Source organism: Saprospira grandis (genome assembly GCF_027594745.1).
In the GTDB taxonomy this organism is placed as follows: domain Bacteria; phylum Bacteroidota; class Bacteroidia; order Chitinophagales; family Saprospiraceae; genus Saprospira; species Saprospira grandis.
In genome coordinates this window covers 3,222,404-3,234,684 of sequence record NZ_CP110854.1, presented here as the reverse complement: position 1 = coordinate 3,234,684, position 12,281 = coordinate 3,222,404, and the positions used below count along the sequence as shown (strand labels likewise).

Sequence of the window (12,281 nt, the reverse complement as noted above, 5' to 3'; positions counted from 1 at the left end):
AGGGCCGAACAGACCTGTGAGCCCCGCAGCATAGCGGCGGCCAGCCTTGCTGGCCGCGGGCCCCAAAAAAAGGAAAAACATTGTGTAGATAAATCTGTTTTTTAGGGCAAAGCGGTTTAGAATCTAGCCTAAAAAATTTAGCTTTGTGGCACAGCTAACCGTTCTTACCCTTTGACTACTTAAGCAGTTAAAAACCAAAGAAGTAGTAAGTATCAACTCAACTCTTTAAAAAAGGCAAAATTTTATTTTGCTCAAAAGCTAAACGCCGATGTCTATTTTCCAGCATCCCGATCGTTTTGTGCAGCGTCATATTGGACCAAATGCAACAGAGCTTCAAGATATGTTGAAGCAAATTGGCCTTCCGTCTTTAGAGGCCCTTATTGCGGAGACTATCCCTGAAAACATTAGAAGAGCAACGCCCTTGCAACTGCCTGCGGCCCTTTCTGAATCGGACTATTTGGCCGAGCTCAAAGAAATTGCCGCCAAAAACAAGCTATACAAAAGCTATATTGGTCAGGGCTATTATCATACGCTGACGCCCAATGTCATTTTGCGTAACATCTTTGAGAATCCGGGATGGTATACCCAATATACCCCCTATCAGGCGGAGATTGCCCAGGGGCGTTTGGAGGCTTTGCTCAACTATCAGACGATGGTCAGTGATTTGACGGCTTTGCCCGTAGCCAATGCCTCTTTATTGGATGAAGCCACTGCGGCGGCCGAGGCCATGACGATGTTTTATGGAATTAAGAATCGGAAAAACAAGAAAAATCCAGCCAATCAACTTTTGGTTAGCCGAGAAATTTATCCGCAGACCCTAGACGTACTCAAGACCAGAGCGGAGCCTTTGGGGATAGAAATTGCCGTGGCCGATCCGGAGCGCATGCGCTTTAAGGACCCTGAAATCTTTGCGATTTTGTTGCAATACCCCAACTCTAGAGGAGAAGTGAAGGACCTTCGGGCGACGGTAGAGCGGGCCAAAGCCGCGGGCATTTATGTCATTGTAGCCGCCGATTTGATGAGCCTCGCCTTATTGAAAGCCCCTGGAGAATGGGGTGCCGATGCCGTAGTGGGCAATACGCAGCGCTTTGGGGTGCCTATGGGTTTTGGTGGACCTCATGCGGCTTATTTTGCGACCAAAGAGGAGTTTGTCCGTCAGATTCCGGGCCGTATTATTGGAATGTCTTTGGACCAAAAAGGGCAGCCCGCTTTGCGGATGGCCCTACAAACCAGAGAGCAGCATATTCGCCGAGATAAGGCGACCTCTAATATCTGTACAGCTCAGGCTTTGTTGGCCATTATGGCGAGTATGTATGCCGTTTATCACGGACCTGATGGCATTCGCAAAATTGCCGAGAATATTCATCGACATGCGCAGGTTTTGGAGACAGAGTTGAGCCGTTTGGGCTTTCAGCAACTAAATAAAGCCTATTTTGATACCTTGCGAATTGATGTCTTGGAAAAGGCCGAGCAGGATAAGCTGCGGGAATTGGCTTTGGCCCAAGAAATCAACTTGTTTTATGATATGGGCCGTTATGTGCAAATTTCGGTAGACGAAAGCACAAAATTGACAGACATTGCCCAATTGGTTAATCTATTTACCCAACTCAAGGGACAAAAATCGGAGGCTACAGCCGAGCAATTGGCCGAGCGCTATGCGGCTGCTTTTGCCTCGCCTAAAATTCCTGAACAGCTTCAAAGAGAAAGCGATTATTTGCAGCATCCCGTCTTCAATAGCTATCAGTCAGAGAGCCAGATGATGCGTTATATCAAGCGCTTGGAAAATAAAGATTTGTCTTTGGTGCACTCTATGATTTCTTTGGGATCATGTACCATGAAATTGAATGCGGCCAGCGAATTGATTCCCGTTTCTTGGCCCGCCTTTAGTCAGATGCACCCTTTTGCGCCCTTAGATCAGGCGGAGGGCTATCTGCAAATCTTTGATGAATTGGAGCGTTATTTATCTGATATTACTGGATTCACGGCCTGTTCGCTACAGTCTAACTCTGGTGCGCAGGGAGAATACAGTGGTTTGCTCAGCATTCGGGCCTATCATTTGGCCCATGGGCAATCGCAGCGCAACATCGCCTTGATTCCCTCTTCGGCCCATGGCACCAACCCCGCCTCTGCGGTCATGGCTGGCATGAAGGTCGTGGTGGTAAAATGCGATGAGAGAGGCAATATTGATGTAGAGGACCTCAATAAAAAGGCCGACAAATACAAGGATCAGCTCTCTTGCCTAATGGTTACTTATCCCTCTACGCATGGGGTATTTGAGACGGCCATTCAGGAGATTTGCCAAAAGATTCACGATTGCGGCGGGCTGGTCTATATGGATGGGGCCAATATGAATGCGCAGGTGGGCCTAACGGCTCCTGGCCTCATTGGCGCCGATGTTTGCCATTTGAACTTGCACAAAACCTTTGCGATTCCGCATGGGGGTGGTGGACCTGGCATGGGCCCCATCTGCGTCAATGATAAGCTCAAGCCTTTCTTGCCCAAGCACTATATTTCTGATCAGGTAGGTGGCGCCCAAGGCACCAAAGCGGTGGCTGCAGCCCCCTGGGGATCGGCTAGTATTTTGCTCATTTCTTATGGCTACATCCGTATGTTGGGAGCGCAGGGTTGTACCGATGCCACGGCCTATGCGATTCTAACCGCCAACTACATCAAGGCCCGTTTGGAGCAAGATTATGATGTATTGTATACTGGTGAAAAAGGTCGGGCGGCCCATGAATTGATCATTGATTTGCGCAAATTTAAGCAGTTGCATGTTTCTGCAGAAGATGTGGCCAAGCGCCTCATCGATTATGGCTTTCATGCCCCTACCCTTTCCTTCCCGGTGGCTGGCACCATCATGATTGAGCCCACCGAATCGGAAGATAAGGCCGAGCTAGACCGCTTTTGCGATGCGCTCTTGCAAATCCGCCGAGAGATTGATGAAATTGCTAGCGGTGCCGCTAGTACAGAAGATAATGTCTTAATCAATTCGCCACACACCATTCACGAGCTCAGTGCTGACGAATGGAACCATAGCTACTCCAGAAGCAAAGCCGCTTATCCCCTCCCCTTTGTGCGGGAGAATAAGTTTTGGGCCTCTGTGCATCGGGTCAATGGTGCCTATGGCGACAAAAACCTGATTTGTACTTGTCCCCCGCTCAGCAGCTATGAAAATGAAGCAGAATGCGAGGCTTAATGGCCTAAGCATAGCCTTAAATTAGATAGAGCAGATACGGTTAAAGGTATCTGCTCTTTTTTTATGGTTTTGGGGCGTTACTCCTTTTAGTCGTCGAACTGCGGCTTGCAGCCTTGTTGTCGCCTCCCTTCGGTCGTCGGCGCTACGTTTACTCCCTTTGGTCGTCGAACTGCAGCCTAAAGGCTTTGTTGTGGCCTGCGGCGGCTTCGCCGCCTGTCCCCTGCAAACTAGCGCAACAACTGAAAAGCTGCCCAATAATAAGGGTGGGCATAGCGTCCTTTTTCTTTTTTCATCAGGGCCAACTGGGCTTTTCGCAGAGCGATGGGGGGCGAATCTCCTGCGAGATAAGCCTCATAAAACAGCTCCATAAAAAGGGCCGTAACTTGGTCGTTCACGCTCCAGCGGCTGCCCATAAAATAGTCTACTCCCGCTTGCTGAAAAGCGGTGGGCAGGCCGAGCAGGCCCTCTTGGCTAGTCATTTCGCCTAGGGCGGTTTGGCAGGCAGAGAGGACCAACAGTTCGCAGCCTTCTAGCTCTAGGCTGAGTAAATCAAGGGCTGTGAGAATGCCGTCGGCTTCGGCCATAGAGCTGCTAGCGGGGCCTTGCCAGCTCAGGTTGGCCCCGGCAAAGACCAAACCCGAGCGCATCAGGGCTTGTTCTTCCTCTTGGATCAATTGTTTTTCTAGGCTAAGTTGTCGGCTACTTTCTTCAAAGAAAATTCCGCCTTCATCGCCTTCTTTTGGGCGTTCAAAAAAGTAGGCATGAGTGGCCAGATGAATCAGGCGAAAACGCTTTTCTTGCAGCAGTTTTAAAAAGTGTACTTCATTGGCCGAGCCGCGGGTCAATTTATCGCTTTCCCAGGCGGCATTATATAGGGCCACTTCTAAATCCTCTACTTCTTCTAGGCTAGCGGGCAGGGGATCCCAAGGCAGCCAGGGGCTACGTTTGGGTTTGAGGCCAAAATCCACTCCCCCCATTAAAAAGGCTTGTTTGCTAACATAAGACTGGGGCTGTTTTTTTAATTTATGAAAGCTACTATAATAATGCAGTTCATAATCTTCTATGAGGTAACGTTCATTATGGCTTTGCAGAATGGCTTCAAAAGAAAGCGGCTGCAAGATGGCGGGCAATTGGAAATGCAGGCGGTTTTTATCTGCTAGATGTGGGCGCAGGGGTTGCCAAAGCTTTTTATCTAACAATTGGCTTAGTCCGGGAATAGACAAATAGCTGCGGTTAATATCCTTTATTGTTTTGAGTCTAAAGATATGTGATAAGACAGACGCTATGGCTTCTTCGGTACAGAGCTCTTGCCAAATGAGCAGACTATCTTGGCTAAAGATCAGGGCGGCAAACTTAGCATCGCTTAGCCAAGCTTGGCCATTATGGTCTTGATAGTGTAAAATATTGATGGCCATTTCGGTACTATCTAATTGGGCTTGTAGTTGTTCTAGGGTATAATTTTGGGCTAAAAAGGGGATATCATTTTGGCGAAGGGCGGCCTTTAGTTCTTTTTCTAATGCTTTTACGGCTGCTTTTTGTTCGGCTTGTTGGAAGCGGTGGGCCGCCTTTTTTTTACTGAGGCGATAACTATGCGCCAGCTTTTCTACGGCTTCGGCCCAATCCATTTTGAGGTCTATTAAATGGGGAGACCTTAGGGATTTTAGGGCTTGTCTAAAGGCGGTGGCCTCCTCTTGGCCCCTAGCTTGGGCGGCTAATTGGAGTTGGGCCAAACATTTGAGCCATTTTTGTTGGGGATGTCTGCTCACCCAAGCGGTAAAGCGGTTAATTTCGGGGGCGAAGCTTTGTTGGAGCCGCAAAAACTCTTGGTAGCTACTATATTGGGCCAATTCATCAATCTCTTGGATCAGGTTTTGGATATAAAGCTGCATGAGGGTTTCGCTTTGATCCAATTGGCCTTGACTTTCATAGAAATAGGCCATTTCTCCGGCTAGGCTGAGCGTGAGGGGATGATCCTGGCCCAAATTCTTTTTTCGATTTTGGTAGAGTTCTTCATAGCGTTTTTTGGCCAGGCTGTTTTTCCCCATTTTCCAGGCATTTTGGGCCAGGGCGGCCATTAGGACTTCTCTTTGGTAGGCGGTAGTGGGGCCAGTAAGGGCTAGCGCCTCTTGGAACAGTCTTTCGGCCTTTTGGCCCTCCTTATTTTTTTGGGCCAAGATAGCGGCTGCATAGCGCCATTGGAGATTTTCTGCTAAGGGGATATTTTTTTGCTGCAAAATTTTGTCATAAATTCGCTGAGCGGCCATCAACTGTCCTTTAAGCTGATAGACCTCGGCCAATTGGGCTAGGAGCTGCAGGCGGTCGAGGCTAGGTGGGCCGAGCAAGGGCGGGAGTTGTTCTTGGGCCTGCATCAGAAAGAGCTCGGCGGCTTCATATTGGCCAGCGAGCTGTTCTAGGCGGGCCAACTGCTTATAGAGCAATTGGCTTGAACCCAAGCGGAAGCCTGCTTGTTCATTTAGTTGTAGGGCCAGAGCGCCATACTGTCGGGCTTGTTCGATATGGCCCAATTCAAAATGCAGTTCAAAGAGCAGCAGCAGGCTATTGTAGTGAGCCGAATTGGCTTGGTCTTTTGTGGCATTGAGGGCTTTGTGGGCCAGAAAAAAAGCTTGTTTTTCTTGGCCCAAACTCCATTTTTGCCGAGCTTGTTGCTGTAGGTCCTCTACCTGGGCCCAAAGGCCAAAAGGGAGAAAAAAGAAAACAAAAGGGAAGAGTAATTTCATAGGTGATTTGCTGTAATTGGAGAAAGCAGGCGGCGAAGCCGCCGCAGGCCTAGTGATGTGCAGCAGTGCGGCGCAGCCGCAGACCCAGGCAGCTCTGCTGCCGCAGGGCCGAGCAGACCTGCGAGCTGCGAAACGTAGCGCCGCAAGGCGAAGCCGCAGCGGAGGCCCCAAAAGATAAGTAATAGTCAAAAAAAGAGAGCATGCAAGGAATACAATATATAGACCGCAAAACGGGAGCGCTTTGTGAGGAGCGGCCGCCGGCGGAAAAATACATTCGGTTTTTGTATCAGAGTCCGTTGGGCAAACTGCCCTTAGAGTTATTGGTGCGCAGAAAATTTTTGTCGGCTTGGTATGGTCGACGGATGGACAAGGAGAAATCGGCGAAAAAGATTGCTGATTTTGTGGCCGCTTATAACATTGATATGAGCGAGGCGCTGCGGAGCGTGGAGGAATTTGAAAATTTCAATGCATTTTTTTGTCGAAAGCTACACCCTTCGGCTCGGCCTATTGGGGAGGGTTTGGTTTCTCCGGCCGATGGTAAACTGCTTGCTTTTGAGCATATTGATGAGCTGCGTGCTTTTTTTGTGAAGGGGCAGGCCTTTAATTTGAAGCGTTTTTTGGGCGATGAAGCCTTGGCGGAGCGTTATGCCAAGGGGAGTTTATTGATCATTCGCTTGGCGCCGCATGACTATCATCGCTATCATTTTCCCTATGCGGGGCAGGCTGAGGAGGCCCAGCAGATTATGGGGCGTTACTATTCGGTTTCGCCTTATGCTTTGGCGAGGAATTTTGTGAAAGTATTTTGCGAAAACAAAAGGGCCTATAGTATTCTAAAAACGGCTGATCGGGGCGATATTTTGTTGGCTCCGGTGGGGGCCACCATGGTGGGCAGCATACATTTTAGTTATCCGCCCAATGCCCAGCTAGAAAAGGGGCAAGAAATGGGTTATTTTGCCTTTGGGGGCTCTACGGTGGTTATGCTTTTAGAGCCGGGGCAATTTGAATTGAGTGCAGATTTATTGGAAAACAGCCGTAGAGGGATGGAAACCGCGGTTCGGATGGGCGAGCAAATTGGGAAATAAGTATAATACCTAAATTTAGATTTTGCCCAAATGGCCTAGAAAAAAAGTTATTTCTTGCTGTAGATTTGCAATAGAGCAAAAAGAAATACTTGCTCTAACTTCAATTAAGTTTGGGGTAAATCATGGGGATTACAGAGCAGCTACTTTGGGGAAAGTAGCTGCTCACTTTTTTTGCCCCTATGCGTTTTGAAAATTTGGAAATAGATTGTAGTTTTAGCATGCTATTTTAAACACTATTTCTCATTTATCCCATAAATTTAAAGTAATGGCCGATTATACAAAGGACCTAGAACAGTTGGTAGATATCCTTTTGATGGAATTCAATAAGCAGTTTAACGGCAGCATGATTAACCCTCATGTAAAGTCTTACTGGAGCAAACTAAAGACTCGTTTGGAGGCTGATGTGGTGACTGCCCTAGAGCAAAAGCCCATGGAAGAAAGCAGCAAGGAGCTCCTTAATAAGACCTTGGCAGAGAAATTTACCGACCAGCGTTTTTTGGCGCATACGGCTATGTTTATGAACCAATATGAGCGGACCAAAAAGTAAGCTTGGCTACTTTTGGAAAAGCCCCCTTTTTTCAGGATAGAGAAAAGGGGGCTTTGTTATTGGCCTTTCTTTTGTTAATCTTGAGCTCTGTTAAATATAAACAAAAGCTTGCGGGACATTCATCTAAGGGCAAAACTCTTGCGTTCTTGTGTTGTCAGCAAACAAAACTATTGCTCCAATAGTCTTGTCCTCCCCCAATTAAGACAGCAAGCTGTCTATAAAATATAATTTGTTATATGTTCAGAATTGCCACTACTTTAGTTCTTTCTATTTCTGGAATCTACCTCGCTTGTAGCTCCAGTACGCCCCAAAACCTTAGCTCTAAATCTGCCGATAGCGCTACCTTTGAGCTGAAAAGCTTTAGAGGAGAAAGCGAGGAAACCGAAGAAGAAAGCCCTTTGTCTAATGTCAATTGGATGACTTATGAGCAGGCCGTTGCTCAACTCCAAGCCGATAAGGCCGCTGGCCAGAAAGGCAAAAAAATCTTCATCGATATTTATACGGATTGGTGCGGCTGGTGTAAGCGAATGGACAAAAATACCTTTCAGCAAAAAGAAATTTCGGCCTATCTCAACAACAACTTTTATCCAGTAAAACTAGATGCCGAATACCGAGAAGATATTCTCTTTGCGGGCAATACCTTTAAGTATATTCCCCAGGGCCGCAGAGGCTACCACCAGCTGGCCGCCGTCTTATTAGATGGCAAAATGAGCTACCCTACGGTGGTTTTTCTCAATGAGGACTTTCAGCTCATTCAACGCATTCCGGGCTATCTAGAGGTCGGTATTTTTGATACTATTTTACACTATTTGGCCGAGGATCACTACAAAAAAACCCCCTGGGAACAATTCCAACAAGAATACAAAAGCACAGTCCAACGCTAAGAGATGGACCAAGCAAACTAAAAAGGGCAATCAGTTTTTTCGCTGATTGCCCTTTTGCTTTTTATGTTTTCTTTTTTTGGGGCTGCCCCTTCGGCCTTTGGCCTTGGGTCGGGCTCTGTCGTGGCTCGCAGGTCTGCTCGGCCCTGCAGTTTTTTTCGCTACGCTCAAAAACTTGGGTCTGCGGCTTCGCCGCCCCACTTTCCATCCCTCAGCCAAGGCGCTTTGCGCCTTTCTAGATGCAAAAACGGAAGCTATTTAATCAAGGCGCCATCTTGCATGTCCTTCCAGGGTTGGAGCAAAGAGAGGCTACCATCTGGATTTTCAGCTGTCAAAATCATGCCTTGCGAAACAATTCCTCTGAGTTTTCTAGGCTTCAAATTGACCACCATCACCACCTGTTGGCCTAAGAGCTCTTCGGGCGTATAGAATTTGGCCAAGCCAGAAACTACGGTTCGTTTTTCTCCGCCCAAGTCTACCTCAATTTCCAGTAATCGATCTGCTTTTTTCACCTTTTTGGCCGAGATCACCTTGGCCAAGCGCATTTCTACCTTTGTAAAATCATCAAACTCGATCTCGGGCAAACGCTTTTGGTTGGCTTCTTCTTGGGCTTTGCGCTTGGCCTCCGCCTCTAAAGCTTTGAGCCGATCTTGCAACAACTGCTCTTGTTGCGCAATCAAATCGGACCAGCGCTTATCTTTCTTATTATTGATTTTGGCAAAGATGACTTTGGGTTCTGCCAAAGCATGGCCCACAGCCAAAAGGCTTTGGCCTTCAGCCAATTTTGCTTTCAAGCCCTCCCAATCCAAATCCGCTGACCAGTTGAGGAGCTCTTGCATTTTCTTGGCGACAAAAGGCAAAAATGGCTCTAGCAAGATATTGAGGCAGGCGGCAATTTGTACCCCAAGGGCCAAAACGGTTTGCACTTCTGCCGCTTTGGGGTTCTCTTTGGCCACTTTCCAAGGCGAGTTATTTTGGAACATTCCATTACCCAAACGAGAGAGTTCTAGGACCGTTTGAATGGCTTGGCGCAATTCAAAAGCCATGATTTCTTTTTCCAAACGCTCTACCAAAGGCAGGATTTCTGTTTGGCAAAACGTTTTGTAGCTGCTTTCACTGCCCACCTCAGATCCCTGAATCAGCAAATCTAAATCGGCCGCAGGCAATTTGCCCGCACTATATTTTTTAATAAAGCTGAGCACTCGGTTGAAGAAGTTCCCCAAGTTATCGGCTAGCTCATTATCGTGTAGGGCCACAAATTCCTCCCATTTGAAATCGCCATCTTTGTTTTCGGGCAAGCTGCGAATCAAGGCATAGCGCAGCGCATCTTCCTTATTGGGAAATTCGGCAAAGTCTTGCAAATATTGATGCTGCTCAATCACCCAACCTCTTGATTTAGAAAACTTTTTGCCCTCTAAGTTCAAAAACTGATTGGCGGGAACATTTTTTGGCAAAACATAATCGCCTGCCGCTTTGAGCATGGCGGGAAAAACCACACAATGGAAAACAATATTGTCTTTTCCAATGAAATGGATCAATTCGGTATCCTCTCCTTTCCAGTAATCTTCCCAATTTTTGCCTTGCTCCTCGGCCCAAGCCTTAGTGGCCGAAATATAGCCCAAGGGGGCATCAAACCAAACATAAAGCACTTTGCCCTCGGCATTTTCAATGGGTAATTTGATTCCCCAATCCAAATCGCGAGTAATGGCTCTGGGTTGTAGGCCGCCCTCGATCCAAGAAAGGCATTGGCCCAAAACATGCTTGCGCCATTGGCTGGGATCATGCAATTGCTGGCCATCGACCTGCCCTTTTTCCACCCATTCTTTGAGCCAAGCTTCATGCTGGTCCAAACGGAAATACCAATGCGTAGTTTCCTTTAGCACAGGCGTTTTTCCACTCATCGTAGAAATTGGATTGATCAATTCTGTAGGCGAAAGCGTAGAGCCACATTTTTCGCATTGGTCGCCAAAAGCTTCCTCATGTCCACACTTAGGGCAAGTCCCCTGAATATAACGATCGGCTAAAAACTGCTTAAAGTCTTCATCATAATATTGCTCTGTGGTCTTTTGCTCAAACTGATCGCCTTTTTCCAACAGCTGCAAAAAGAAATCTTGGGCCGTTTTATGGTGCAGCTCACTACTCGTCCGATGATAAATGTCAAAAGAAATACCGAGCTGCTCAAAGGTTTTTTTATTGAGTGCATGATAATGGTCAATAATTTCCTGAGGACTCCGCCCCTCTTTTTTGGCCCGAATCGTAATGGCTGCGCCATGCTCATCAGAACCACAAACAAAGGCCAAATCTTTGCCTTGTCGGCGCAAGAAACGGGCATAAATATCGGCAGGCAAATAGGCCCCCGCCAAATGGCCAAGGTGCAAGGCCCCATTAGCATAAGGAAGGGCTGCAGTAAGGGTATATTTCTTTGACATATCTCTTTTTGTAAAGTCTCGAATCAAGGGCGCCAAAATAAAAAAAAGCCCTTAAAAAAGGGCTTTTCAAGGGGCTTATTTAGCATCTCTTAGCATGACCGTAAGGCGGCTACTACAAATGGGGCGCTCTTTTTGGTCCTGCAATTCGATCGCCCAAAAATGAACCTGACGACCAATGCGAATCGGGCGACAAATTCCCACTACTTCGCCTCCTTCAGGCACCGAACGCAAATGGCTGGCATTGATTTCTAAACCCACGGGCTGCTTTCCACTATCCTCATTTATACAAAGGACCGAGGCCACAGACCCCAGCGTTTCGGCCAAAACAACAGAAACTCCCCCATGCAAAATCCGCGCTGGCTGCACCTGATTGGCCGTCACGGGCATTCTGGCCTTCAAATAATCCTCCCCAATTTCTATAAACTCAATACCCAAATAACTCACCACAGTATTTTCCGATAACTGATTGAGCTGGGCCAGGCTGGCTGTTCTTCTCCAAATAGACATAACTGTAAATATTTGATTGATATAATGCTGTTTTGGGGCCCGCGGCCGGCTAGCCTTCGGCTAGGTCGGCCGCCGCTATGCTGCGCGGCTCGCAGGTCTGCTCGGCCCTTCACAAAACTTCGCCAAGGCTCGTTTTGTTCGGTCTGGCCTTCGGCCACCGCTGCGCAGCGCTGGGCCAATAGTGGCCTAGGATTAAAAAAACATTAATCCGTCGCAAGATAAATAAACCAATCGGTATTTTTTGTAATTTTACAGTATAAGCAACAACAGCCATGAAAAAATCGGCCAAAACAAGGCAACATATTATAGAAACAACGGCTCCTATTTTTAACCAACAGGGCTATATCGGCAGCAGCTTAACAGACCTTTGCCAAGCCACAGGACTAAGCAAGGGGGCCATTTATGGCCACTTCCAAAATAAAGAAGAATTGGCCCTAGCGGCCTTTAATTACAACTTGCGCCAACTTAGCCAAGCCATCATGAAAAGGGTTGATGCCGAAGATCGACCTAGCGATAAACTAGCGGCTATTCTCCAATTTTATCAGGATTACCACCATTTCGCCATCCCTTTTGGGGGTTGTCCTATTCTTAATTTGGGGATAGATGCCCAGGGACAACATCCTCAATTTTTGGCCCGAGTAGTCGAGGTGATTAAAAAACTAGAAAGTCATATTCGCCGCCTAATTTTAGCCGCTATGCAAGCCGGAGAGTTTCGGTCCAACTTAGATGAGCAAAAAATTAGTCGGCAGATTTTTTCCCTTTTAGAGGGCGCTATTTTCATGACGCTTAGTCTAAACAACAGCCAATATTTACTGGATGCCACAGATTTGGCCCAAGAAATACTCAGAGATTGTCAGCTATCCCCTGCTCCCCTACAATAAATAAAACCAATCGGTATATT

8 protein-coding genes are annotated in these 12,281 nt (G+C 47.3%); 5 read left to right on the top strand and 3 right to left on the bottom strand.

What is annotated here, in order from left to right:
- Positions 1-268 precede the first annotated feature (268 nt).
- Entirely contained in the window at positions 269-3,196 is a 2,928-nt protein-coding gene (gene gcvP, locus OP864_RS12745) for an aminomethyl-transferring glycine dehydrogenase (RefSeq protein WP_270098545.1), read from the top strand.
- A gap of 227 nt (positions 3,197-3,423) precedes the next feature.
- Here the strand turns inward: gcvP and OP864_RS12740 are convergent, their stop codons facing one another.
- Complete coding sequence (locus tag OP864_RS12740) at positions 3,424-5,934, bottom strand: CHAT domain-containing protein (RefSeq protein ID WP_270098544.1); 2,511 nt, start codon at positions 5,932-5,934, stop codon at positions 3,424-3,426.
- Between the two features lie 200 nt (positions 5,935-6,134).
- On the opposite strand from OP864_RS12740, the gene OP864_RS12735 reads away from it, so the two are divergent.
- From OP864_RS12735 to OP864_RS12725, 3 genes are all read left to right on the top strand, one after another.
- Complete coding sequence (locus OP864_RS12735; protein ID WP_015693506.1) at positions 6,135-7,016, top strand: phosphatidylserine decarboxylase; 882 nt, start codon at positions 6,135-6,137, stop codon at positions 7,014-7,016.
- A gap of 265 nt (positions 7,017-7,281) precedes the next feature.
- Positions 7,282-7,563, top strand: a complete 282-nt coding sequence (locus OP864_RS12730; protein WP_015693504.1) for a hypothetical protein — start codon at positions 7,282-7,284, stop codon at positions 7,561-7,563.
- 236 nt (positions 7,564-7,799) lie between these two features.
- Positions 7,800-8,447 (top strand): thioredoxin family protein, encoded by a 648-nt coding sequence (locus OP864_RS12725; protein WP_015693502.1) that lies wholly within the window; start codon positions 7,800-7,802, stop codon positions 8,445-8,447.
- A gap of 251 nt (positions 8,448-8,698) precedes the next feature.
- Here OP864_RS12725 and metG read toward each other — a convergent pair whose 3' ends face one another.
- Positions 8,699-10,873, bottom strand: a complete 2,175-nt coding sequence (gene metG / locus OP864_RS12720) for a methionine--tRNA ligase (protein ID WP_270098543.1) — start codon at positions 10,871-10,873, stop codon at positions 8,699-8,701.
- Positions 10,874-10,948: 75 nt separating this feature from the next.
- Positions 10,949-11,380, bottom strand: a complete 432-nt coding sequence (locus tag OP864_RS12715) for a hotdog fold thioesterase (RefSeq protein ID WP_270098542.1) — start codon at positions 11,378-11,380, stop codon at positions 10,949-10,951.
- Positions 11,381-11,652: 272 nt separating this feature from the next.
- Here OP864_RS12715 and OP864_RS12710 point away from each other — a divergent pair, with 272 nt between their 5' ends.
- Complete coding sequence (locus tag OP864_RS12710) at positions 11,653-12,261, top strand: TetR/AcrR family transcriptional regulator (RefSeq protein WP_270098541.1); 609 nt, start codon at positions 11,653-11,655, stop codon at positions 12,259-12,261.
- The last annotated feature ends 20 nt before the right edge of the window (positions 12,262-12,281 follow it).